Raw genomic sequence first — 23,814 nt, 5'->3', positions numbered from 1 at the left:
TAGTCCTTAGGTTCGCTGATGTTTCGTTCAGTTGGTGGTCACGGTGCGGGAAGCGGGTTCTCGACGTCGACCTCGACGTCGTCGCCCTCGCGGCGACACGGATAGACGGCGACCGGCTCGGTCGCCGGCAGGTTCAGCACCGCGCCGGTACGCGCGTCGAAGCGTGAGCCGTGCAGCCAGCACTCGATCTCGCAGCCCTCGACGTCGCCCTCCGAGAGCGGGATCTCGGCGTGCGAGCACTCGTCGTGGATCGCGTACACGTCGTCGCCGTCGCGCACCAGGGCGACGTCGACACCGCCGACCTCGACCCCGATCGCGCCGCCCTTGGGCACGTCGTTGAACGCCGCTGCACGGGTGAAGCTCATACCCTCGCCTTCACGCTCGTGGCTCGCTCGTCACCGCCGCAACACCGATGTTCTTCGCCAGCTCGGCCTCGACCGCGCTCAGCAGCCGCGGCTCGACCTGCGGCACACCGATGCGCCGGATGATGTCGTTGAAGAACCCGTACACGACCAGACGACGGGCCTCCTCTTCCGGGATGCCCCGGCTCTGCAGGTAGAACAGGTGCTGGTCGTCGAACCGACCCGTCGTACTCGCGTGGCCGGCACCCGCGATCTCGCCGGTCTCGATCTCGAGGTTCGGCACGGAGTCGGCGCGACAGCCGTCGGTGAGCACCAGGTTGTCGTTGCTCTCGTACGTCTCGATGCCCTCACCCGACTTGCGGATCAGCACGTCGCCGATCCACACCGTGTGCGCCTTGTCGCCCTGGAGCGCGCCCTTGTAGTCGACGTGGCTGCGCCCGTTCGGGCGGTTGTGGTCGACGAAGAGCCGATGCTCGAGGTGCTGGCCGGCGTCGGCGAAGTACAGGCCGAGCAACGTGACGTCGCCGCCGGTGCTGCCGTACTCGACCGAGGTGTTCAGACGCACGACGTCACCGCCGAACGACACCGCAACATGCTTGTACGTCGCGTCGCGGCCGACCAGGGCGTGGTGGTGCGCGACGTGGACGGCGTCGTCGTCCCAGTCCTGTACCGACAGCAGCGTGAGTGCGGCACCGTCACCGATGCGTATCTCGACGTTGGCCGCGAGCAGGGCACTGCCCGAGTGGTCGAGCACGATCGTCGCGGAGGCGAACTGCTCGAGATCGAGGAAGATGTGCCCGAACGTCGCCTGGTCGGCGTTCTCGCCCCGCACGCTCACCACGATGGGCTCGTCGACCTCGGTCTCGGCGGGCACGGTCACGACCGTCGCCTCCGTGAACGAGGTCCACGCCTGCGCGCTGATCCGGTCACCCGGCGCGTACACACTGCCGAGCCGCGCGTCGTCGCGCCCGACCGTCTCGATGCGCACGCGCTCGTCGGCGTCGACACTCGCGACGACCTTGCCGTCGGGGTTGAACTTCCCGTTGTGCAGGCCCTTCAGCCGCTTCAGCGGCGTGAACCGCCAGACCTCCTCGAGACCGTTCGGCACCGCGTGGTCGTCCAGGGAGAACGAACCCGTTGGGTGCAGATGGCTGGCGATGCGATCGGTTGTCTCGATCGCTGCGGAGACGGCGTTGTCAGTATCAGTCGTGGCAGTCACCCCACGGCACCTTCCATTTGCAGCTCGATCAGTCGGTTCAGCTCGAGGGCGTACTCCATCGGCAGCTCGCGCGCGATCGGCTCCACGAAACCGCGGACGATCATCGCCATCGCCTCGTCCTCGTCGAGGCCGCGGCTCATCAGGTAGAACAGCTGGTCGGCGCTGACCTTCGAGACCGTTGCCTCGTGGCCGAGCGAGACGTCGTCCTCTCGCACGTCGACGTACGGATAGGTGTCGGATCGGCTGATCTGGTCGACCAGCAGGGCGTCGCACTTGACCGTGCTCGCGGAGTGCTCGGCGCCCTCCTGGACCTGCAGCAGACCGCGGTACGACGTACGACCGCCGCCGCGCGCGACCGACTTGGAGATGATCGAGCTCGACGTATGCGGCGCGCAGTGCACCATCTTGGCGCCGGAGTCCTGGTGCTGGCCCTCGCCCGCGAACGCGAGCGACAGCGTCTCACCGCGCGAGTGCTCGCCCATCAGGTAGATCGCGGGGTACTTCATCGTCACCTTGGAGCCGATGTTGCCGTCGACCCACTCCATGGTCGCGCCTTCCTCGCAGGTGGCGCGCTTCGTGACGAGGTTGTAGACGTTGTTGGACCAGTTCTGGATCGTCGTGTAGCGGCAGCGGCCGCCCTTCTTCACGACGATCTCGACGACGGCGGAGTGCAGCGAGTCGGTCTTGTAGATCGGCGCGGTGCAGCCCTCGACGTAGTGGACGTACGCGTCCTCGTCGACGATGATCAGCGTCCGCTCGAACTGACCCATGTTCTCGGTGTTGATGCGGAAGTACGCCTGCAGCGGGATGTCGACGTGGACACCCTTCGGCACGTAGATGAACGAGCCGCCGGACCAGACCGAGGTGTTCAGCGCGGAGAACTTGTTGTCGCCGACCGGGATGACGGTCGTGAAGTACTCCTTGAACAGCTCCGGGTGCTCCTTGAGCGCCGTGTCGGTGTCGAGGAAGATGACGCCCTGCTCCTCGAGATCCTCACGGATCTTGTGGTAGACGACCTCGGACTCGTACTGCGCGGCGACGCCCGACACGAGGCGCTGCTTCTCCGCCTCGGGGATGCCGAGCTTGTCGTAGGTGTTCTTGATGTCGTCCGGGAGGTCTTCCCAGCTCGCGGCCTGCTTCTCCGTCGAGCGTACGAAGTACTTGATGTTCTCGAAGTCGATCGTGTCGAGGTCCGCACCCCAGTGCGGCATCGGCTTGCGATCGAACAGCTTGAGGCCCTTCAGGCGCAGGTCGAGCATCCACTCGGGTTCGTCCTTCTTCCCGGAGATGTCGCGCACGACCGCCTCGGACAGGCCGCGTTTGGCGGCTGCACCGGCGACGTCGGAGTCGGACCACCCGAACTCGTACCGGCCGAGGCCGGCGAGCTCCGGGTTGGCTTCCTCGACCGCGTTGCGCTCGTTGGACGTTGTCGTCATGCGGGAGTCCTCCCATTGTCGTGCGGGCCGGATGCATCGGTGGTTGATCCGCCACCAGAGGCAACGGCCATCGGTTGCCGGGGATTCCTGGGTTGATCGGGAACATTGGTCGTGCACACGCCGTCGCCGTGCGCGATGGTCGCGAGTCGCTGGACGTGCTGGCCCAGCAGCCGGGCGAACACCTCGGTCTCGGCATCGCACAGCTGCGGGAACTCCGCCGCCACATGCGCCACCGGACAATGGTGCTGGCACACCTGGTCGCCACTCGGCGCCGTGCGTACCGACGCTGCGTAACCATCGGCGGTCAGCGCCTCGGCGAGCACGCGCGGACGGTCCTCGACGCTCGCGCCCTCGATCAGCGGACGGTAGCGGTCCTCGAGCTCGGCGACGCGTCGCCGAGCGAACTCGAGCACCGCCTCGTCGCCCGCGGAGTCGGCGAGGAACCGTAGCGCGTGGACGGCGAGGTCGTCGTACTGCTGAGCGAACTCCTCGCGGCCGGCGTCGGTGATCACGAAGATCTTCGGCGGTCGCCCGCGACCTCGGTGCCCGGTGACCCTCGGCTCACGCGCCTCGATCGTGCCCTCCGAAAGGAGGTGGTCGAGGTGCCGGCGTACGGCGGCGGGAGTGAGCTCGAGGCGCTCGGCGAGATCGGCGGCCGTCGACGGGCCGGACTCGAGGATGCTCTTGACCACGCGGTCTCGCGTCGGAGCGTCGTCCGCAGGCGACGTCTCGACGGCACGCGTGTATTTCACAACACCAGTGTGATGTTAATACCCGGCGCGTTCAACCAAGGTTGACCTTAGTACGCGTGTGCGATCGCACACGAGTCGGGCCGTTCCCGCATCGTTCGCCAGCGTACGTTTACCATGTTTACATGGTAAACCGTCACTGTGCGCGGCGAATTCATCGTGCCCTGCAGATCCTTACCGTGCAAGGCACGGTGGTCGTCGGGCGCGCGGACGGGACCGCCCGCTTGTGCATCCCTTCACAGAATTAGACTGATCCGGTGGAGTCCCCCGTCGTCGAGGTCAGCGGCCTCGTCATGCGCTACGGGGATGTCTCGGCCGTCGACGGGCTGACCATGAGCGTCGGCCGAGGCACGGTCACCGCCGTTCTCGGACCCAACGGCGCCGGGAAGACCACCACCATCGAGACGTGCGAGGGCTACCGGCGGCCCCAGGGCGGGTACGTGCGCGTCCTCGGGCTCGACCCGATCACCGACGGCGCCGATCTGCGGCCGCGCGTCGGCGTCATGCTGCAGCAGGGCGGGTCCTGGTCTGGCGCCCGCGCCGGCGAGATGCTCGCCCACGTCGCGTCGCTGCACGCGTACCCGCTCGACGTCGACGCGCTGGTAGAGCGACTCGGCCTCCGCTCCCTCGGGCGCACGCCGTACCGGCGGATGTCCGGCGGCCAACGCCAACGGCTCGGACTCGCCATGGCGATCGTCGGGCGACCGGAGCTGGTGTTCCTCGACGAGCCGACCGCCGGCCTCGACCCGCAGGCACGCCGCGCGACCTGGCAGCTCGTCGACGACCTGCGCGATGCGGGCGTCACCGTGGTGCTGACCACGCACTACATGGACGAGGCTGAGCGCCTCGCCGACCAGGTCCACGTCGTGGACAACGGACGGGTCATCGCGAGCGGTACGCCGACGCAGCTCACGTCGTCGGGCGCCGAGAACACCATCCGGTTCACGGCACGGCCCGGTCTCGACGTCGGTGAGCTCGCGCTCGCACTCTCCTCGGCGACCAAGGTCGTCGAGACGATGCCCGGCGCGTACGTCGTCACGGGCGAGGTCGACCCGGCACTGTTGGCCACCCTCACGGCATGGTGTGCCTCGAACGGTGTGATGGCCGAACGGCTGTCCGTCGAGCGACGCACCCTCGAGGACGTCTTCCTCGAGCTGACCGGCAAGGAGCTGCGGTGAGCGGCGCGACCTTGGACCTCACGCCGCGGCCCGGGGCTGCACCGCTGCCCCGGATGGTCGCCGCGCAGGCGCGGATGGAGAGCCGGCTCCTGCTCCGCAACGGCGAGCAGATCCTGCTCGCGCTCGTCATCCCGTTGCTCGTCCTCGTCGCCGGCACCGAGTCCGGCGACGTCGTCGACCTCGGCACCGGGTCACGCATCGACATCCTCGCCCCTGGCGTACTCGCCCTCGCGATCCTGTCGACGTCGTTCACCTCGCTGGCGATCGCGACCGGCTTCGAGCGGCGGTACGAGGTGCTCAAGCTGCTCGGTTCGACGCCGCTTCCACGAGCGGGGCTGCTCGCCGGCAAGACGGCCGCTGTCCTCGTCGTCGAGGCGATCCAGCTGGTCGTGCTCGGCGGTGCCGCGCTGCTCCTCGGCTGGGAACCGTCCGGCGGTGTGCTCGCGATCGCGTGGCTGGTCCTGGTGGTTCTCTTGGGCACCGCGGCGTTCGGCGCTCTCGGCCTGCTCGTCGCCGGCGTACTGCGCGCCGAGGCGACCCTGGCCGCCGCCAACCTGATCTACGTACTGCTGCTGCTCGGCGGAGCGATCGTCGTACCGCTCGGTCGGTATCCCGACTCGGCGCAGCCGTTCCTGGAGCTGCTGCCCTCGGCGGCGCTCTCCGAGGCCATCCGGGCGGTGACCGCCGGTGGCGGTCCGGGCGCGGAGCCGCTCGTGGTGCTGGTCGCGTGGGCCCTGCTCGCCGGCTTCGCCGTCGCCAAGACGTTCCGGTGGGAGTGAGATGCGCAGGTTGATCGAGGCGTTCCGCACGCCCACCGCGGGGTTGGTACGCGGGCTCACGATCGCGAACCTGGTGGCGAACATCGGCATCGTCGTCACCGGAGGCGCCGTACGCCTGACGGGCTCCGGCCTCGGCTGCCCGACCTGGCCGCAGTGCACCGAGGACTCCCTCACCCCGCACTCCGAGCTCGGTGTCTACGGCATCATCGAGTTCGGTAACCGGTTGCTGACGTACGTCCTTGTCGCGATCGCTATCGCCACCTGGTTCGCGATCCTGCGCTGGCGGCCGCGGCGGCGTAACGCCTTGGTGCTCGCGACAGCGATCGCGCTCGGCATCCCGTTCCAGGGAGTCATCGGTGGCATCACCGTGCTCACCGACCTCAACCCCTGGGTCGTCGCGCTGCACATGATGCTGTCGATGGGACTCAGCGCGGCCGCGACCGTGCTGATGCTCTGGGTGCGCAGACCGCCGGACATCGGCGGGCCACCCGTACTCCCCGGGCCCGTACGCCACCTGGTGGGCCTGACCTACCTGGCGCTGTGGGTGACCGTCTACCTGGGCACGATCGTCACCGGCAGCGGACCGCACGCGGGCGACCTCGATGCCCGCCGCAACGGGCTCGACCCGGCAGCGATGAGCCAGCTGCATGCCGACTCCGTGTTCGTCCTGTTGGGGTTGACCGTCGGCTGCGTGTTCGCGGTTCGAGCCGTCGGCGGACCGGTACGACTCGCGTACCTCCTGCTCGGCACGGAGCTTGCGCAAGGCACGATCGGCTTCGTGCAGTACCTCACCGACCTGCCCGTGGTGCTGGTCGGCATCCACATGCTGGGGGCAGCCGTGCTGGTCGCCGCGGGCACGGCTCTCGTCGTGGTCGCCCATGCACCGGCGGAGCTGGGATCGGCGCGGCCGCGCATACCCCGCACCGACGGGGCCGGGAACTAGAGTCGAGCCAATGAGAGGCCCTGCGTGACCGCCGAGACGTCCGGATCCGCGCGGCTGACGGTGTTCACGCCGATCAGCCAGGGCGGTCGTGCGGATGTCGTGGCGCAGCGGATCACCGAGGCCATCCGTCTCGGCCTGGTCGCCGAGGGCGAGCAGCTGCCGTCGGAGGCCGAGCTCGCCGCTCAGTTCGGCGTCTCGACCGTCACCCTTCGCGAGGCGCTGGCGAGTCTGCGCGAGCAGGGGTACGTCACGACGCGGCGTGGCCGCAACGGCGGGAGCTTCGTACGCCGGCCCAGGAGCCACCCGACCGACCGGCTCGCCCAGGAGCTCGCTCGCCTGAGCAGCACGGAGCTGCGCGATCTCGGCGACGAGGCCACCGCCGTCTCCGCGGCATGCGCCGGCCTGGCCGCCCGGCGGGCCGAACGCGCTACGGTGACGCGTATGTTCGAACTGGCCCGTGCGCTCGCCGACACCGCACCGGTCGCCGAATGCGCACGCCTCGACAGCCGGTTCCACATCGAGGTCGCGGTCGGCTCGCAGTCCGAGCGCCTCACCCGACGCGAGGTGTCGCTGCAGTCCGAGTACGCGAACCTGCTGTGGCTCCCGGAGCCCGAGCCTCTCGACCCGGCGGCCGTCGCGGCCGACCACGTCGCCATCGCGGCCGCGATCGAGAACGAGGACGAGTCGCTCGCGTACTCACTCGCCCGCGGGCACGCCACCGCGAACATGCGTCGACTCATCCGCGCGCACATTGGACTCACGACATGACCGATTCGGCTACTCGCGACTGCGCTGTCCGCATCGAGGCGACGCTCGACGAGGTCTTCGCCACGGCCGGACGCATCCGCGACGGCGTACGTACCCTCTGGCGGGACGCGGTCGGCACCGTCTCCGCCCACGATCTCGAGCCGTTGCAACAGGCGATCTTCGCCGAGCTCGACTCGCACCCGCACTACACCGGTGCGGGTTTCCTAGCCGAGCCGACCACGCTCGCCGACGTCGACCGGTACCTCGAGTGGTGGCAGTCGGACGGTTCGGGTGGTCACTCGCGGCTCGTGCTCGACCTCGAGCCGACCAGCCCCGACGGCTACGACTACGTCGAGATGGAGTGGTACGTCGGCGCGAAGGCGGGCCGGCCGTCGGTACGCGGTCCGTACCTCGACTACGCGGGCGCCGACCGGTTCATCCTCACCTTCGCGACACCGGTCGTGGTCGACGACGTGTTCGTCGGCGCGAGCGGCGTCGACGTCCTGATGGCCGCCTTCGACCCGATGCTGTTCGAGCACGTACGACGCGGCGCGGCCGAGCTCGCCCTCGTCGACCGCGACGACCGGGTGATCGTGTCGAACAGCCCCGACGTGGCGCCGTCGGAGCGACTTCGGATCCGTACTGCCGAGCCGCTGCCCGTCGGCGGCGTGGGCGTCGGCTGGCGGCTCTTCGCCCTACGCTGAGGAGAGAGTTCTGGCCCTCCCGCGAGAGAATTCTGGCCCCACACCGGGCCGGGATCCTCTCCTGACCGGGCCGGGATCCTCTCCTCACCGGGCCGGGATCCTCTCCTCACCGGGCCGGGATCCTCTCCTCACCGGGCCGGGATCCTCTCCTCACCGGGCCGGGATCCTCTCCTCAGCGTGAGGTGCAGACGCCGACGAAGCTCTTGATGATCGTCTCGGCGTCCTCGGCCGGACCATCGGTGTCCTCGGGGTGCCACTGGACGCCGACGCACCAGCCATCGTCGGCCTGGACGCCCTCGACGATGCCGTCACCGGCCCACGCGACGGCGCGCAGGCCGGGTGCGACGTCGCGGATGGCCTGGTGGTGCCCGGAGCGGACGACCAGGCGCTCGGTGCCGTATAGGTCACCGACCCACGAGCGATCGACCAACGTCACCGTCTCGTCGAGGAACATCGGCTCGGGCGCGACGCCGTGGTGGAGTGTCGGGTCGGCGATATCGGGATACAGCGTGCCTCCGGCCGCCACGTTGATCACCTGGTTGCCGCGACAGATGCCGAGCACGGGTACGCCGCGGCGGCGAGCCGCACGGACGACCGCGATGCTGTAGTCGTCGGCACGACGGTCGACGCCGTAGAGGTTCGGGGCCGCCGGGTCACCGCCGTACAGCGCCGGATCGAGGTCCCCACCGCCGAGCAGCAGGACGCCGTCGGCGGCGCACACGGATTCGACCGGGAGCCGCTCCGCGGCCGACACGTCGACGACACCGACCTCGGCACCGGCGTTCGCGAGCAGCCTCAGGGCAGAGACGGTGAACCGGTTGACCAGTGTGCGCACCTCGTCGCTGGCCCCGACGATCTCCAGGGGTACGACGACTCGAATCAGCGGCGGTGTCACAGTTGCATCCAGGTCGTCTTGAGGTGGCTGTACTTGTCGAGCGCATGCAGCGACTTGTCGCGCCCGATTCCGGACTCACCGTATCCGCCGAACGGCACCGTCACGTCGGACGCGTCGTAGCAGTTCACCCAGACCGTGCCCGCACGTATCGCCTTCGCCGTGAGGTGCGCAGTCGAGAGGTCGTTCGTCCACACCGCGGCGGCGAGTCCGTACGGCGTGCCGTTCGCCAGCGCGACCGCCTCCTCGATCGTGTCGAACGGCAGGATCGTGAGCACGGGACCGAAGATCTCCTCCTGTGCGACCCGCATGGTCGGCGCTACGTCGTCGAGCACCGTGGGCTCGAGGTAGTAGCCGCCCGTGTCCTCCCGGCGCCGGCCGCCGCCGATCAGTCGCCGAGCACCTTCCTGGTCGGCGCTGTCGACGTACGCGAGCACGCGGTCCAGATGCTCCGCCTCGACCATCGCGCCGAGCCGTGCCGCGGGATCGATCGGATCACCGGGCTCGAGCTCGCGCGCCGCCTGCACGACGGCCTCGGTGAGCTCGTCGCGCCGCGAGCTGTGCACGAGAAGCCGTGAGCCCGCCGAACACACCTCGCCCTGGTTGAAGAAGATCCCGCCGGCGATCGCCGCCGCGACATCCACGGTGTCCGGGGCGTCGGCCATCACGATCTGCGGGCTCTTTCCGCCGAGCTCCAGCGACACCTGCTTGATGTTGCTGTCGGCCGCGTGCCGGAGGAACTCCCGGCCGACAGGGCCGGATCCGGTGAACGTGACGGCGTCGACGTCCAGGTGCCGACCGATCGCGGCACCGGCGGTCTCGCCGTATCCGGGGACCACGTTGAGTACGCCGTCGGGCAGGCCCGCCTCCGCGGCGAGCTCGGCCAGGCGCAATGCCGAGAGCGGCGACTGCTCCGCCGGCTTGAGGACGACGCTGTTACCTGCCGCGAGCGCGGGACCGAGCTTCCAGCTCGTGAGCATCAGCGGGAAGTTCCACGGTACGACAGCCCCGACCACCCCCAGCGGTTCGCGCGTGATCGTGGCGTGCACGCTCGGGTCGGTCGGCGCCACCTGGTCGTACGTCTTGTCGATCGCCTCGGCGTAGAAGTCGAAGGTCTGCACGCTCACCCGCAGGTCGACGGCGATCGCGTCGCTGACCGGTTTGCCCATGTCGACGCTCTCGAGCAACGCCAGCTCGTCGGCATGCTCCTCGAGCAGCCGCGACAGACGCTGCAGCACCCGCCGGCGGGAACGCGGCGCCCGACGGCTCCAGCGACCGTCCTCGAAGGCAGCCCGCGCCGCACGTACGGCCGCGTCGACGTCGGCCCGGTCGCACTCGGCGACCGATGCCACGACCGCGCCGTCACGAGGCGAGATGCTGTCTAACCTCCGGCCCTCGACCGACGGGGTGAACACTCCGTCGATGAAGGCGTCGGTCTGCTTCACGAGGGATCCCAGCCGGTCCAGGTTCTCGGCGTACGTCATGGTCATGTCACGGCTCCTGCGGTCTCGTACCAGCTCTGCGGGGTGAGCAGGGCGTCGAACAGCGCCTGCTCGTACGGCTGCTCGTGTGCGTCGTCCTCGGGGTGCCACTGCACCGCCAGCACGGGTGCCTCGCGGTGCTCGACGGTCTCGACGCATCCGTCCGGTGCGCGGCCCGTGACGGCCAGCCCGTCGCCGAGCGCATCCAAGGACTGGTGGTGGTACGACGAGACGACCACTTCGTCGCACCCCATCGCGCGAGCGACCGCCGACCCCGGCGTCAGCGTCACGGTGTGCATGCCGTTGCGATGCGGTACGTCGCTCGGGCCGATGTCCTGGCGGATCGTGCCGCCGCACGCGACGTTCAGCGCCTGCATGCCGCGGCAGATCGCGAGCAGCGGCATCCGCCGCGCGATGCAGTCGCGTACGAGCGTCAGATCGCAACGGTCGTGGATCAGGTCGACGTCCTCACTCGCGTCGTCGCGCTGCTGGCCGTACCAGCTCGGATCGAGATCTCCGCCGCCGGGAAGCACGACACCGACGTACGGCCCGAGCGCGTAGTGGTCGAGCGCGGCGATCGGCGGGAGTACGACCGGCTCGGCGCCGGCCCGGAACACCGAATCCAGGACGCGCTCGGAGACGCCGATGCCGGGCCGTCGCAAGCCGGTGATCGAGCGGGCGCGGAGACCCGCGACCGCAACCAACGGGCGCGTCACGTGTCACCCCCGAACGGAAACTCCAACGTCGGCAGCCACTGCTTCCATGCGACCTCGAGGCCGCCCGACTCCACAACGTGCGCCAACGCATCGTCCAGCAGCGCAAGGCGGTCCGGGCGATCCTTGGCGACCGCGACGCCCCACGCGTTGCGCGTACGGACCGTGAAGGCGATCTCGAACCGCGGGTCGTCGGCAAGGGGCACCAGAGCGACATCGTCGTCGACGACCGCGTCGACGTCGCCGGCCTCGAGTGCACCGATCATCTCGCCGAACACATCGTCGGACTCCCCGCCGAACGCAACGACCTCCGCGTCGACGAACGACCTTGCCAGCGTGAGGTTCACGCTGCCGGCGATCGCCGCCACCCGCCGGCCGCCAAGATCGCCGGCCCTTCTGGCGGGGTCGCCCGCGCGTACGAGCACCGACTCGTCGAAGACCGCGTACGGACGGGTGAAGTCGACCAGTGCGAGTCGTTCGGGCGAGATGCCCTGTCCGCACAGCAGGCCGTCGGCATCGCCCGCCTGAACGGTCGGGATCATCTCCGCCCACGGACGCGGGACCCATTCAAGGGGGCGACCGAGCTGGTCGGCGATCAACTGCGCAACGGCCGGCTCGTACCCCTCACGCGTGCCGTCTGCGCGCATCAGCGAGAACAGCGGCGGTGCGTGCAGGTCGGCGCACACCAAGCGAAGTGGCGTCATGGTGCTCGATTGTTCGCTCGGGTGCTCGCTCGACCCTCGCTCTGCTCCCTCGCTCACGGAGTGGCCTCCAGGTACATCTCGAACTCCCAGTCGGTCACCGCACCGCAGAACCGCGCCCACTCGTCGGACTTCATCGCGATGTAGGTATCGGCGAGCGCCGCCGGTAACGCATCGCGCATCGGCTTGGCCGAGGCGAAGGCCGTGACCGCGTCACCCAGCGTCAGCGGCAACGCGTCGAAGCCGCCACCATCGGGATCGACCCCGTCGTCGAGACCGTCGCGGATCGACGCCAGCAGCAACGTGTGCGAGAGGTACGGGTTCACGCTCGCGTCGGGGAGCTTGTACTCGAGACGGCCGTTCGCCGAGAGACGCACGGTGCAGGTCTTGTCGTCCATGCCCCAGTCGATCTGGGTGGGCGCGAACTGCCCGGCATCCCAGTAGCGCTTGTAGCTGTTGACGGTCGAACCCATGACCGCCATCGAGCCCGCGGCGTGGCGGAGCAGGCCGCCCAGCGCATGGCGTCCACGATCGGTCAGGTGCAGCTCCGTCCGCCCCGCCTCGGCCAGGATGTTCTCGTCGCCGTCCCAGAGACTGAGGTTGTGGTGGCAGCCGTTGCCCATCGCGCCCGTCGTCGGCTTCGGCATGAAGCTCGGCTGCACACCGTGCTCACGGCCGACCTGGCGACAGATCGTGCGGTAGGTCATCAGCCGGTCGGCCGTACGGTCGGCGCGGTCGTACATCCAGTTCAGCTCGAGCTGGCCGGGATCCTCGTAATCACCCTCGATCATGTCGAGGCCCATGTCGGACGCGTACGTGATCAGGCTCTGGTAGATCGGGCGCATCCGTTCGAGAAGATCCATCTGATAGGCGGGGCTGGCGTCTGGGCGTACCTTCACGTCGAGGCCCGGGCCCGTCCACGTCATCTCCGGCTCGCAGCCGGTACGCAGCTCGAGACCGGTCGCTGCCTCGAACTCCTCATGCGCACGGATGAAGGTGCCGCGCGGGTCGCAGGCGAACACCGAGCCGCCGATGCCCGGGCGGTGCTCCGGTTCGTACAGGCGGCACAGGAAGCGCGCGACCGTGCGGTCCCAGGGCAGGACGGCGAACGTGTCGAGGTCCGGCATGGCGGTGTACTCGGGCGCCTGCGTACCGCCGCCGAGCAGTTCACCCTCGCGCGTGGTGGTGAAGTCGACGATCGCGGCGCGGTGCATCTGCACTCCTCGCTCGAGGTTGCGGGCGAGATGCTTCGCGGGGACGACCTTCGCCAGCACGCGTCCGCCGAGCGAGATCACCTGGTAGTAGATGTACTCGACCCCCTCTGCGGCGATGACATCTTGAATCGCCTTGCGGGCTTGCGGATCGGCGTTGCGCCGCCGGTGTTCGTCGAGGGCCGTCATCGGGGGTTCCTTCCATCGATGGATAGGTACGCTGCGTCCACGCGAGCTCGGTGCGCGCGAAAGGTCTTGGGCGGTTGGTTGATGAGCAGGACGCCGACGAGTTCGCTGCCGAGCGTGTACTCGACGACGGCACCGTCATCGAGCGGGTCGAGTCTTCCGTCGACGACCGTTGCCGCGTCGGCGATGCAGGTCGAGCCGAAGCTCTGCAGACGCAGGTCACCCTGGTCGCTCCAGAACGACGGCAGTGGAGCGAACGGCGTCGATGTCGGTGGTGCGCCATCGATGTCGGCGAGCAGGGTCGATGCCGCTCGCTTGGCCGTGTCGGTCGGATTCGACCAATGCTCGATACGTTGCGCGCCGATCGCATACCGCGCGTTCGGGTAGCGCGCGACGTCGCCGGCGGCGACGACGCCTGAGCGCCCCTCGACGCGAAGGCTTGCATCGCACAGCACCCCGTCGCCGAGGTCGAGCCCGTTGCCCTCGAGCCACTCGACATTGGGAACGGCACCGATCGCCTCCAGGACCAGGTCGGCGGGAAGCTCCTCGCCGTCGTCCAGGCGTACGCCGGCGACGCGCTCACCCTCCGAAGCGAGCCCGACCACACCGCGTCCCATTCGGAACCGAATGCCAGACCGCTCGTGGTAGCGACGTACCGCAGTGCCGACCTCATTGCCCAGCCCGCGTACGAGCGGGGCATCGAGCGGCTCGACGACCGTCACCTCGCAGCCGAGTCGACGTGCGGAGGCGGCGACCTCACAGCCGATGAAGCCCGCCCCGACGATCACCACCCGCACGCCCGGTCGCAGGCCCGCACGCAGGGCGATCGCATCGTCGAGCGTACGAAGGGCGACGCGGCCTTGGGTGGGCCAGTCGGCGGGAAGCCGTCTCGGCCGGAGGCCCGACGCCACGGCGAGACCCGACCACCCGAGCGCCTCTCCGTCGTCGAGCTTGACCGTACGCGCCGTGAGGTCGGCGGCCACGACCGTGCGGCCCAATCGCCAGTGGACATCCGAGACGCTCGGGCGTAGCCGAAACGCGACCGTGTCGTGCCACTCGCCGATAGGCCGCTCTGCCGAGAGCGACAACGCCTCCTTCGACAGCGGCGGCCGGTTGTACGGGAGGTGCGGTTCGTCGCCGATGACGATGATCGGACCGTCCCAGCCGCCCGTGCGCAGCTGCTCGGCGGTACGCAGGCCCGCCATCGCCGCTCCGACGATGACGACCGGTTCGGCGGACCTCATCCGGCGCTCCCGACCAGGATCGCCTGTACCGGGCACACGTCGGCGGCGTCCTCGACGTCGGCCTCGAACTCGTCGGACGGCTCGGGCTCGTACACCAGCTCGCCGTCGTCGGCGATGTCGAACACCTCGGGAGCGGCGATCGCGCACTGTCCGTGGTTCTGGCAGACCGACCGGTCGACGGAGACCTTCATCGCTTCGTCCCTTGCTGGAAGGAGAGGGGCAGTCGGGTGGGTCCGGTGTTTCCGGAGAGCGGCAACCAGGTCGCGTCGCCGTCGATACGCGGCTCGAGCAGCCGGCGCGCGAGCAGCGGAAGGGCCTCACTCATGTCGCTGCGCGCGACGAAGTGGCCGAGGCAGTGGTGCGCTCCCCCACCGAAGCCGAAGTGCGGCGGCCGCTCGGCGGTGATGTCGAATCCACCGGCCATGACCCGCGGGTCGGTACCGGCCGACTCGGAGAACAGGTGGATGGTCGTACCCGCCTCGATGTCGATGTCCTGGAACGTGAAGTCCTCGAGCGCCTCACGCGTGACCCAGGTGACGGTCGGGTTGACCCGCATCACCTCTTCGACGGCGGCCTTGCCGAGCTCGGGCCGCTCGGCGAGGAGCCGCCACTGGTCGGGGTTGCGCACGAACGCCTGCATCGCCAGGCCGAGCTGGTTGCGGGTCGTGTCGTAGCCGCCGAAGACGAGCAGCGCGAGGGTGTCGCGCAGCTCCTGATGGCTGAGCTTGTCGTCGTCTCGCTCCGCCTGTACGAGGCGGGTCATGAAGTCGTCGCGCGGCTCGCGTCGGCGCGACTCGATCAGCTCGTCGCCGTACTCGTACAGGCCGGCGAGCGCGGTCTCGATCTCGGGTAGGTCGTCCTTGATGGTGACGCCGAGCGAGAGCCCGATGGTCGTCGACAGGCCGGCGATGCGCGGCCACTCCTCCTCGGGGATGCCGAGCATGATCGCGATGACGCGGGCGGCGTACGGCTCGCCGAACTGGGCAACGAAGTCGCAGTGCCCGGTGTCGTGGAACGCGTCGATCAGCTCGTTCGCGAGCTCCTGGAACCGTGGGACGAGGCTCGCCAGCAGCTTCGGCGAGAACGCCGGGTTGAGGAGGCGGCGAAGGCGCTTGTGGTCGTCGCCCTCCTTGTTCAGGATCCAGCTCGCGAACCAGTCGGCGAACGGCCCCTCGGTCACCCCGTTGTGCGCCGGCCACGCGGCACTGCCCTGGCGGAGCCGGCGGTCCTTCATCAGCCGGTTGACCTCCTCGTACCGCAGGATCGCGAGCCCGTAGTTCGTCTCGGCGTACCAGCTCGCGTCGCGCGCCGCGCGTACCTGCTCGGACTGCACGGAGAACGCGGGGTCGGAGATGTCGAAGTACGGAGCGGCCGAGCGGGAGGCGGAGACGGTCACGGGAACTCCTCTCGGGAAGCAGGAATTCCTAAACCTTTAACCATAGATGTTTATGTGTCAAGGGTCACTCCGCCCGCTGAAGGCGCTGGGCCGCACGTTTCGGCCGTGCCGGATCGGTCCGGCACGGGCCAAACGTGCGGCCCAGCGGGGTTGGGAGGTCGGGTCAGCGCAGGAACGGGTCGACCGCGGCCGCGACGAACAGCAGCGCGAGGTACGCGTTCGAGAAGTGGAACAGCCGCATCGGCTGCAGGGTTGCGATCGAGTCGTTCGTACGCGCGCGGCGCAGCAGATCGTGCGCCTCCACGAGGAAGACGATCGCCAGCGTGATCGCGACGGCCGGGTAGAACCAGCCCGTCGGGGTGACCGGCCACAGCAGCAGCGACGTCGCCGCCATCGCCCACGCGTACCCGACGATCTTGCGGGCGACGACCTCTGTCGGCGCGACCGACGGCAGCATCGGCACCTCGGCCGCCGCGTAGTCGTCGCGATAGCGGATCGCCAGCGCCCAGAAGTGCGGAGGGGTCCAGAAGAACACCACCATGAACAGCACGACCGGAGCCCATGCGAGCTCACCGGTGATCGCGGTCCAGCCGATCAGTGCCGGGAAGCAGCCGGCGGCACCGCCCCACACGATGTTCTGCGAGGTACGACGCTTGAGCAGCATGCTGTAGCCGACGACGTAGAACACGTTCGCCGCCAGCGCCAAGCCCGACGACAACCAGTTGACGAGTACGCCGAGCCAGACGGTCGACACCACACCGAGCACCAGGCCGAACACGAGCGCTGCGCGCGTACCGACCGCGTGCCGCGGCAGCGGCCGGCGCCGGGTACGCCGCATCCGCTGGTCGATATCGGCGTCGACGACGCAGTTGAGCGCATTCGCGCTGCCGGCGGACAGCGCGCCGCCGACAACCGTCGCGAGCACGATCCACAGACCCGGAACACCCTGCTCGGCAAGGAACATCACCGGCACCGTGGTGAGCAGCAGCAACTCGATGATGCGCGGCTTCGTCAGTGCGACGTACGCGCCGACGACATCACGCGCCGTCGGGCCGGGAGCGGGCCCCTGAGCGACCTCGCGTACCGGCACGGCGTGCGGATCGACGGCAGTCACAGACACCTCGTAACGACAGCGCGACTCGGCTGACTCGAGCCCTGGCACAGCGCGTCCAGATCGAACGCGCACGCGCCGATTCTAGAACCTTGCGCGCGACCGCCACACACCGGGGACGCCTCGGCGATCCGCTGGCAATGCAGACCTGAGAGAGCGGCTGACCCCGAGTACGCTCGACACCGTGCGTACGCCGCACGCGACGGATACCGGCGAGAATAGACCCGACCAGAAGGACAGAGCGCTGTGACCACTGGGCACAATCCACTCGAATGGACCGATCTCGATCGCAAGGCAGTCGACACCATCCGGGTTCTCGCGATGGACGCCGTGCAGAAGGTCGGCAACGGCCATCCCGGCACCGCGATGAGCCTCGCCCCCGCGGCGTACCTGATCTACAACCGGCTGATGCGACACGACCCCGCCGACCCCGACTGGATCGCGCGTGACCGGTTCGTGCTGTCCTGCGGCCACAGCAGCCTGACGCAGTACATCCAGCTCTACCTGACCGGCTACGGCCTCGAGGATCGAGGACCTCGCCGCGCTGCGTACCTGGGGAAGTCTCACGCCGGGCCACCCCGAGCACGCACACACCAAGGGCATCGAGGTCACCACCGGCCCGCTCGGCCAGGGTGTCGGCAACGCGGTCGGCATGGCGATGGCCGCCCGCCGACAGCACGGTCTACTCGACCCCGACGCCGCTCCCGGCGAGAGCCTGTTCGACCACCGCGTGTACGTCATCGCCTCCGACGGCGATCTCGAGGAGGGCGTGTCGAGCGAGGCCTCCTCGCTCGCCGGGCACCAGCAGCTGGGCAACCTCACGGTGCTGTACGACGACAACCGGATCTCGATCGAGGACGACACCGCGGTCGCGTTCTCCGAGGATGTCGGCAAGCGTTACGAGGCGTACGGCTGGCACGTGCAGACCGTCGACTGGACCAACGGCGGCACCCACTACGAGGAGGACGTCGAGGCGCTGTACGACGCCTACCGTGCCGCCGAGCAGGTCACCGACAAGCCGAGCTTCATCGTGCTGCGCACCATCATCGCGTGGCCGGCGCCCAACAAGCAGAACACCGGCGCCTCGCACGGCTCGGCACTCGGCGACGACGAGGTGCGGGCCACCAAGGAGGTGCTCGGCTTCGACCCCGACAAGACCTTCGACGTCGAGCCGGCCGTCATCGAGCACACCCGCAAGGCACTCGACCGCGGCCGCCGGGCCGGCGCCGAGTGGGACGAGCAGTACGCCGCCTGGGCGGCGGCCAATCCCGATGCCGCGAAGCTGCTCGACCGGCTCAAGTCACGTGCGCTTCCCGACGGCTGGGACAGCGACCTGCCGACGTTCCCGGCCGACGCGAAGGGCGTCGCGACCCGCAAGGCCAGCGGCGAGTTCCTCTCCGCCGCCGCACCGGTGCTGCCCGAGCTGTGGGGCGGCTCCGCCGACCTCGCCGGCTCGAACAACACGACGCCGAAGGGCCAGCCGTCGTTCCTGCCGGCCGAGCACTCGACCAAGGCGTTCTCCGGCGACGAGTACGGCCGCGTCCTGCACTTCGGCATCCGCGAGCACGGCATGGGCGCCGTGCTCAACGGCATCGTGCTCAGCGGCCTGACCCGGCCGTACGGCGGAACGTTCCTGGTGTTCAGCGACTACATGAGGCCGTCGGTACGTCTCGCCGCGCTGATGGAGCTGCCCGTCACGTACGTCTGGACGCACGACTCGATCGGCCTCGGCGAGGACGGCCCCACGCATCAGCCGATCGAGCATCTCGCAGCGCTGCGGGCGATTCCCGGGCTCGACGTCATCCGGCCGGCCGACGCCAACGAGACCGTCGCCGCCTGGCGCGCGGTGCTCGAGCACACCGACCGTCCGTCCGCGCTGGCGCTGAGCCGGCAGAACCTGCCCGTGTTCCCGCGCGGCGAAGACGGGTTCGCAACTGTCGACGGCGTCGCGAAGGGTGGCTACGTACTCCTCGACGCACCGAGCGGGCGGCCCGACGTCGTGCTCGTCGCCACCGGCTCGGAGGTGCAGCTCGCCGTCGAGGCGCGTGAGCGGCTCGGCTCCGAGGGCGTCGGCGCGCGGGTCGTCTCGATGCCGTGCCGCGAGTGGTTCGACGCGCAGCCGGCGTCGTACCGCGACGAGGTGATCCCGCCGGCAGTACGCGCGCGGGTCAGCGTCGAAGCGGGCATCGCCCAGGGCTGGCGCGAGGTGGTCGGCGACGCCGGTCGCATCGTGGGCATCGAGCATTTCGGTGCGTCCGCCGACTACGCGACGCTCTTCGACAAGTTCCACATCACCGCCGACGCTGTCACCGACGCTGCCCGCGACAGCATCAAGGCCGCCGCGGATCTCGGCGGCGCGGGGGTGCCGGTGTTCGCACGCCCGTCAGGTCCCGTCGGGCCGGCCGATAACCCGGATGCGCCCTGACACCGCACGTACGCACTCCACGAACGCCCACCAGGCAAGGAGAATCATGAACGACCGACTCCAAGCATTGTCCGACGCCGGTGTCTCGATCTGGCTCGACGACCTCTCGCGGGAGCGCATCGAGAGCGGCAACCTGTCCGAGCTGATCGCCGGCTCCAACGTCGTCGGCGTGACGACCAACCCGACGATCTTCGCCAAGGCGCTGTCCGACGGCGAGCGCTACAACGAGCAGGTACGTGAGCTCGTGGCCGCGGGCGCCGACGTCGAGACGGCGGTGTTCGAGCTGACGACGCGCGACGTACAAGAGGCGTGCGACCTGATGCTGCCGGTGTTCGACCGCACCGGCGGCGTCGACGGCCGGGTGTCGATCGAGGTCGAGCCCGCCCTCGCGCACGACACTGAGGCGACCATCCGTCGCGCCAAGGAGCTGCACGACAAGGTCGCCCGGCCGAACCTGCTGGTCAAGATCCCGGCGACCCGCGAGGGCGTTGCCGCGATCGAGGCCAGCATCGCGGCCGGCATCAGCATCAACGTCACGCTGATCTTCGCGCTCCAGCGTCATCGTGAGGTCATCGACGCGTACCTCTCCGGCGTCGAGCGGGCCAAGCAGGCAGGGCTCGATATCTCGACGATCCACTCGGTCGCATCGTTCTTCGTCAGCCGCGTCGATACCGAGATCGACAAGCGGCTGGAGGCGATCGGCAGCGACGAGGCGCTCGCGTTGCGCGGCAAGGCCGCCGTCGCGAACGCGCGACTTGCATTCGAGCTCTACCAGCAGGAGTTCTCGGCCGAGCGTGGCCGGGCGCTGCTCACCGCCGGCGCCAACACCCAGCGCCCACTGTGGGCATCGACGGGAGTCAAGGACCCCGACTACCCCGACACGATGTACGTCGACGACCTGATCGCGAAGCCGACCGTCAACACCATGCCGGAAGCCACCCTCCGGGCGGTCGCGGACCACGGCAAGGTGCTCGTCGACGACACCGTCAGCGGTACGTACGACGAGTCGCGCGACGTGCTCGAGCGGGTCGCCGCGGTCGGCATCTCGTACGACGAGGTCGTGCAGGTGCTCGAGGACGAAGGCGTCGAGAAGTTCGACAAGTCCTGGGCGGAGCTCGAGACGACGGTGGCGAGCGAGCTCGAGAAGGGCAAGTGATGAGCGGCGCGGACTGGAACGCCGCGGAGGTCGAGGCCAACGGCACGTTTCGACTACGCGTCGGCTACCGCGACGTCACCGCGTACACGAGCGCCGTCGAGGAACTCGTCGAGAACCGCGTCGCCGGCAGGATCGCCGAGCGCGACCACTCGCTCTGGGGCTCTGCCGCCGAGTCCGAGGCGGCCAAGCGGCTCGCCTGGGTCGGGCTTGCCGAGGAGTCGCGTCCGTTGGTCGCCGAGCTCACCGCGTTGCGCGACGAGCTGCGCGCCCGCGGGGTCGACCACGTCGTGCTGTGCGGCATGGGCGGCTCGTCACTCGCGCCCGAGGTGATCTGCGCGTCCGACGGTGTCGAGCTGACCGTCGTCGACTCCTCGCATCCCGACTTCGTACGCGCGGCCATCGCCGACCGGCTCGAGCGCACGGTCGTCGTGGTGTCGAGCAAGTCGGGCGGCACGGTCGAGACCGACAGCCAGCGGCGCGCGTACGAAACGGCGTTCCGCGACGCCGGCATCGACCCGGCCGAGCGGATCGTCGTCGTGACCGATCCGGGCTCTCCGCTCGACGACGAGGCGACGGGCGCCGGCTATCGCGTGTTCCATGCGAACCCCGACGTCGGCGGTCGTTACTCGGCGCTGACCGCGTTCGGCCTCGTACCCAGCGGGCTCGCCGGTGCCGACATCGGCGGGCTGCTCGACGACGCGGCCGCCATCGCCCCGGCGCTCGCGTCAGACGACGTCGACAACCCGGCGCTGCGGCTCGGCGCCGTGCTGGGGGTCGCGAACCGCGCCGGCACCGACAAGGTGGTCCTCGTCTCCGTCGACACCCCGATCGTCGGCTTCGCCGACTGGGCCGAGCAGCTGCTCGCGGAGTCGACGGGCAAGAACGGCAAGGGCATCCTGCCCGTGGTCGTCGAAAGTGTCGGGTCCACCAACTTCGACCCCAACACCGACGACGAGGGCCTGTACTCCATCGGCGCCGGCTTCCCGTTCGACAAGGTGACCCCGTCGTCGGGGTGGGGCGCATCCATCGACGCCGGCCTCGGCGCGCAGATGTTGCTCTGGGAGTACGCGACCGCCGTCGCCGGGCGGATCATCGGCATCAACCCGTTCGACCAACCCGACGTCGAGAGTGCGAAGGCCGCCGCCCGCGGGCTGCTCGACGGTGCAGGCGAGCAGCCCACACCTGCGTTCACCGACGGCTCGGTCGAGGTGTACGCGTCGCCCGACCTGCTCGGCGACGCGACCACCGTCGCTGAGGCGGTGACCGCGCTGCTCGGTCGCATCGATCCCGATCACGGCTACGTCGCGGCGATGGCGTACCTCGACCGGCATCGCGACTCCGCGCTGGCGGGCGTACGAGAGGAGCTGGCACGACGTACCGGCCGTCCGACGACATTCGGCTGGGGACCCCGCTTCCTGCACTCGACGGGTCAGTACCACAAGGGTGGTCCGGCGACCGGCGTCTACCTGCAGATCACCGACGACCCCGATCACGATCTCGACGTACCCGGTCGCGACTTCACGTTCGGTGAGTTCATCCATGCGCAGGCCGTCGGCGACGCATCGGTGCTGAGCGAGCACGGCAGACCGGTCGTCCGCCTGCACGTGACCGACCGCGCGCAGGGGCTCGCCGCGATCATGAAGGCGGTGCACTGAGTGGAGCCGAATCCGCTGCGCGACCCGCGTGATCGGCGGCTGCCGCAGATCGCCGGTCCATGCAGCATGGTGATGTTCGGCGTCACCGGAGATCTCGCCCGCAAGAAGCTCATACCCGCCATCTACGACCTCGCCAACCGCGGCCTCCTGCCTCCGGGCTTCTCGCTGGTCGGCTTCGCCCGGCGCGACTGGGAGAACCAGGACTTCGCCCAGGTCGTCTACGACTCGGCGAAGGCGCATGCGCGTACGCCGTTCCGGCAGGAGGTCTGGGACCAGCTCGCCGCCGGGTTCCGGTTCGTGTCCGGCGACTTCGACGACGACGAGGCGTACGAGCACCTCCGCGAGACGGTCGAGGAGCTCGACGCCGAGCGCGGCACCCGCGGCAACCACGCGTTCTACCTGTCGATCCCGCCGGGCTTCTTCCCGACCGTCATCGGCCAGCTCAGCAAGCACGGCCTTGCCGACCAGCATGACGAGTCGTGGCGACGCGTGGTGATCGAGAAGCCGTTCGGGCACGACCTGGCCAGCGCCAAGGAGCTGAATGCGATCGCCTCGGAGGTGTTCCCGCCCGAGGCGGTCTTTCGGATCGACCACTATCTCGGCAAGGAGACCGTCCAGAACATCCTCGCGTTCCGCTTCGCCAACGGGCTGTTCGAGCCGGTCTGGAACGCCAACTACGTCGACCACGTCCAGATCACGATGGCCGAAGACATCGGCATCGGCGGCCGAGCCGGCTACTACGACGGCATCGGTGCGGCCCGCGACGTCATCCAGAACCACCTGCTGCAGCTGATGGCGCTGGTGGCGATGGAGGAGCCCGTCTCGTTCTCGGCGCGGGCGCTGCGGATCGAGAAGCAGAAGATCCTGTCGTCGGTACGCCTGCCGGCCCGGCTCGACGAGCACACCGTGCGGGGGCAGTACGCCCCCGGCTGGGCGAGCGGCGAGAAGGTGGCCGGCTACCTCGAGGAGAAGGACATCTCCGCGCGGTCGACGACGGAGACGTACGCCGCGATCCGGCTCGATATCGAGACCCGGCGCTGGGCCGGCGTGCCGTTCTACCTGCGCACAGGCAAGCGGCTCGGCCGGCGGGTGACCGAGGTGGCCGTGGTGTTCAAGCGCGCGCCACACCTGCCGTTCGAGGCGACCGCGGTCGAGGAGCTCGGCCAGAACGCCCTCGTCATGCGCATCCAGCCCGATGAGGGCGTGACCCTGCGTTTCGGCGCGAAGGTGCCCGGCACGGCGATGGAGATCCGCGACGTCAACATGGACTTCGCGTACGGCGGCGCGTTCGTCGAGTCGAGCCCGGAGGCGTACGAACGGCTGATCCTCGATGTACTGCTCGGCGATCCGCCGCTGTTCCCGCGGCACGAGGAGGTCGAGCTGGCCTGGCGCATCCTCGACCCGATCATCGACTTCTGGCACCAGCACGGCAAGCCCGACCAGTACCCGTCAGGTACCTGGGGCCCGTCGTCGGCCGACGAGATGCTGGCGCGCGACGGCCGTACCTGGCGGCGACCATGAGAGGG

Annotated in this window: 21 protein-coding genes and 1 pseudogene; 9 read left to right on the top strand and 13 right to left on the bottom strand. The window is 69.3% G+C overall.

Annotated elements, in window-relative coordinates; genetic code table 11:
• Positions 1–38: 38 nt before the first annotated feature.
• From L0C25_RS20800 to L0C25_RS20785, 4 genes are read right to left on the bottom strand one after another with little or no spacing between them, the layout of a single operon-like run.
• Positions 39–365: a non-heme iron oxygenase ferredoxin subunit gene (locus tag L0C25_RS20800; protein WP_271633685.1), complete on the bottom strand. Its 327-nt coding sequence runs from the start codon at positions 363–365 to the stop codon at positions 39–41.
• 10 nt (positions 366–375) lie between these two features.
• Positions 376–1,581, bottom strand: coding sequence for a Fe-S cluster assembly protein SufD (gene sufD, locus L0C25_RS20795; RefSeq protein ID WP_271633684.1), 1,206 nt, complete (start codon positions 1,579–1,581; stop codon positions 376–378).
• Positions 1,578–3,017 carry a Fe-S cluster assembly protein SufB gene (gene sufB, locus L0C25_RS20790; protein ID WP_271633683.1) on the bottom strand — a complete coding sequence of 480 codons (1,440 nt, stop codon included), beginning with the start codon at positions 3,015–3,017 and terminating at the stop codon, positions 1,578–1,580. The genes sufD and sufB overlap by 4 nt, the downstream gene beginning before the upstream one ends.
• Positions 3,014–3,769, bottom strand: a complete 756-nt coding sequence (locus tag L0C25_RS20785; protein ID WP_271633682.1) for a helix-turn-helix transcriptional regulator — start codon at positions 3,767–3,769, stop codon at positions 3,014–3,016. The genes sufB and L0C25_RS20785 overlap by 4 nt, the downstream gene beginning before the upstream one ends.
• A gap of 254 nt (positions 3,770–4,023) precedes the next feature.
• Between L0C25_RS20785 and L0C25_RS20780 the strand changes: the two genes are divergently transcribed.
• The 5 genes from L0C25_RS20780 to L0C25_RS20760 are packed head-to-tail and all read left to right on the top strand — an operon-like array spanning position 4,024 to position 8,117.
• Positions 4,024–4,944: an ABC transporter ATP-binding protein gene (locus tag L0C25_RS20780; RefSeq protein ID WP_271633681.1), complete on the top strand. Its 921-nt coding sequence runs from the start codon at positions 4,024–4,026 to the stop codon at positions 4,942–4,944.
• Positions 4,941–5,723 carry an ABC transporter permease gene (locus L0C25_RS20775; RefSeq protein WP_271633680.1) on the top strand — a complete coding sequence of 261 codons (783 nt, stop codon included), beginning with the start codon at positions 4,941–4,943 and terminating at the stop codon, positions 5,721–5,723. The genes L0C25_RS20780 and L0C25_RS20775 overlap by 4 nt, the downstream gene beginning before the upstream one ends.
• A 1-nt stretch (position 5,724) precedes the next feature.
• Complete coding sequence (locus L0C25_RS20770) at positions 5,725–6,666, top strand: COX15/CtaA family protein (RefSeq protein WP_271633679.1); 942 nt, start codon at positions 5,725–5,727, stop codon at positions 6,664–6,666.
• 24 nt (positions 6,667–6,690) lie between these two features.
• Positions 6,691–7,434, top strand: coding sequence for a FadR/GntR family transcriptional regulator (locus tag L0C25_RS20765; protein ID WP_271633678.1), 744 nt, complete (start codon positions 6,691–6,693; stop codon positions 7,432–7,434).
• A complete protein-coding gene (locus L0C25_RS20760; RefSeq protein WP_271633677.1) occupies positions 7,431–8,117 on the top strand; it encodes a cache domain-containing protein in 687 nt (228 codons plus the stop codon). Before L0C25_RS20765 ends, L0C25_RS20760 begins: the two co-directional genes overlap by 4 nt.
• A gap of 172 nt (positions 8,118–8,289) precedes the next feature.
• On the opposite strand, the gene L0C25_RS20755 is transcribed toward L0C25_RS20760, so the two are convergent.
• The 9 genes from L0C25_RS20755 to L0C25_RS20715 form a co-directional block, all read right to left on the bottom strand.
• Complete coding sequence (locus tag L0C25_RS20755; protein ID WP_271633676.1) at positions 8,290–9,012, bottom strand: gamma-glutamyl-gamma-aminobutyrate hydrolase family protein; 723 nt, start codon at positions 9,010–9,012, stop codon at positions 8,290–8,292.
• Positions 9,009–10,499, bottom strand: a complete 1,491-nt coding sequence (locus L0C25_RS20750) for an aldehyde dehydrogenase (protein ID WP_271633675.1) — start codon at positions 10,497–10,499, stop codon at positions 9,009–9,011. The genes L0C25_RS20755 and L0C25_RS20750 overlap by 4 nt, the downstream gene beginning before the upstream one ends.
• A complete protein-coding gene (locus L0C25_RS20745; protein ID WP_271633674.1) occupies positions 10,496–11,206 on the bottom strand; it encodes a gamma-glutamyl-gamma-aminobutyrate hydrolase family protein in 711 nt (236 codons plus the stop codon). Before L0C25_RS20745 ends, L0C25_RS20750 begins: the two co-directional genes overlap by 4 nt.
• A complete protein-coding gene (locus L0C25_RS20740; protein WP_271633673.1) occupies positions 11,203–11,907 on the bottom strand; it encodes a substrate-binding periplasmic protein in 705 nt (234 codons plus the stop codon). Before L0C25_RS20740 ends, L0C25_RS20745 begins: the two co-directional genes overlap by 4 nt.
• Positions 11,908–11,960: 53 nt before the next feature.
• Positions 11,961–13,304: a glutamine synthetase family protein gene (locus L0C25_RS20735; RefSeq protein WP_271633672.1), complete on the bottom strand. Its 1,344-nt coding sequence runs from the start codon at positions 13,302–13,304 to the stop codon at positions 11,961–11,963.
• Entirely contained in the window at positions 13,301–14,545 is a 1,245-nt protein-coding gene (locus tag L0C25_RS20730; protein WP_271633671.1) for an NAD(P)/FAD-dependent oxidoreductase, read from the bottom strand. Before L0C25_RS20730 ends, L0C25_RS20735 begins: the two co-directional genes overlap by 4 nt.
• A complete protein-coding gene (locus L0C25_RS20725; protein WP_271633670.1) occupies positions 14,542–14,736 on the bottom strand; it encodes a ferredoxin in 195 nt (64 codons plus the stop codon). The genes L0C25_RS20730 and L0C25_RS20725 overlap by 4 nt, the downstream gene beginning before the upstream one ends.
• Positions 14,733–15,941, bottom strand: coding sequence for a cytochrome P450 (locus L0C25_RS20720; protein WP_271633669.1), 1,209 nt, complete (start codon positions 15,939–15,941; stop codon positions 14,733–14,735). The genes L0C25_RS20725 and L0C25_RS20720 overlap by 4 nt, the downstream gene beginning before the upstream one ends.
• A 163-nt stretch (positions 15,942–16,104) precedes the next feature.
• Positions 16,105–17,031, bottom strand: coding sequence for a heme o synthase (locus L0C25_RS20715; protein WP_271636871.1), 927 nt, complete (start codon positions 17,029–17,031; stop codon positions 16,105–16,107).
• Positions 17,032–17,373: 342 nt separating this feature from the next.
• Here L0C25_RS20715 and tkt point away from each other — a divergent pair.
• The 4 genes and pseudogenes from tkt (at position 17,374) to zwf (ending at position 23,809) form a co-directional block, all read left to right on the top strand.
• Positions 17,374–19,477 (top strand): annotated as a pseudogene (tkt, locus tag L0C25_RS20710) (transketolase).
• 46 nt (positions 19,478–19,523) lie between these two features.
• Positions 19,524–20,633 (top strand): transaldolase, encoded by a 1,110-nt coding sequence (gene tal / locus L0C25_RS20705; protein WP_271633668.1) that lies wholly within the window; start codon positions 19,524–19,526, stop codon positions 20,631–20,633.
• Positions 20,633–22,288 carry a glucose-6-phosphate isomerase gene (locus L0C25_RS20700; protein WP_271633667.1) on the top strand — a complete coding sequence of 552 codons (1,656 nt, stop codon included), beginning with the start codon at positions 20,633–20,635 and terminating at the stop codon, positions 22,286–22,288. Before tal ends, L0C25_RS20700 begins: the two co-directional genes overlap by 1 nt.
• Positions 22,289–23,809: a glucose-6-phosphate dehydrogenase gene (gene zwf, locus L0C25_RS20695; RefSeq protein ID WP_271633666.1), complete on the top strand. Its 1,521-nt coding sequence runs from the start codon at positions 22,289–22,291 to the stop codon at positions 23,807–23,809. It begins immediately after the preceding gene.
• The last annotated feature ends 5 nt before the right edge of the window (positions 23,810–23,814 follow it).

It is taken from the genome of Solicola gregarius (assembly GCF_025790165.1).
GTDB classification, from domain to species: domain Bacteria; phylum Actinomycetota; class Actinomycetes; order Propionibacteriales; family Nocardioidaceae; genus Solicola; species Solicola gregarius.
This window is presented reverse-complemented; position numbering and strand designations above follow the sequence as displayed.

What these genes read in the sequence shown, in the direction of transcription:
- L0C25_RS20800 (WP_271633685.1), bottom strand. Translation starts at nt 365, where the DNA reads ATGAGCTTCACCCGTGCAGCGGCGTTCAACGACGTGCCCAAGGGCGGC.
- sufB (WP_271633683.1), bottom strand. Translation starts at nt 3,017, where the DNA reads ATGACGACAACGTCCAACGAGCGCAACGCGGTCGAGGAAGCCAACCCG.
- L0C25_RS20770 (WP_271633679.1), top strand. Translation starts at nt 5,725, where the DNA reads ATGCGCAGGTTGATCGAGGCGTTCCGCACGCCCACCGCGGGGTTGGTA.
- L0C25_RS20760 (WP_271633677.1), top strand. Translation starts at nt 7,431, where the DNA reads ATGACCGATTCGGCTACTCGCGACTGCGCTGTCCGCATCGAGGCGACG.
- L0C25_RS20750 (WP_271633675.1), bottom strand. Translation starts at nt 10,499, where the DNA reads ATGACCATGACGTACGCCGAGAACCTGGACCGGCTGGGATCCCTCGTG.
- L0C25_RS20740 (WP_271633673.1), bottom strand. Translation starts at nt 11,907, where the DNA reads ATGACGCCACTTCGCTTGGTGTGCGCCGACCTGCACGCACCGCCGCTG.
- L0C25_RS20735 (WP_271633672.1), bottom strand. Translation starts at nt 13,304, where the DNA reads ATGACGGCCCTCGACGAACACCGGCGGCGCAACGCCGATCCGCAAGCC.
- L0C25_RS20730 (WP_271633671.1), bottom strand. Translation starts at nt 14,545, where the DNA reads ATGAGGTCCGCCGAACCGGTCGTCATCGTCGGAGCGGCGATGGCGGGC.
- L0C25_RS20725 (WP_271633670.1), bottom strand. Translation starts at nt 14,736, where the DNA reads ATGAAGGTCTCCGTCGACCGGTCGGTCTGCCAGAACCACGGACAGTGC.
- tal (WP_271633668.1), top strand. Translation starts at nt 19,524, where the DNA reads ATGAACGACCGACTCCAAGCATTGTCCGACGCCGGTGTCTCGATCTGG.
- L0C25_RS20700 (WP_271633667.1), top strand. Translation starts at nt 20,633, where the DNA reads ATGAGCGGCGCGGACTGGAACGCCGCGGAGGTCGAGGCCAACGGCACG.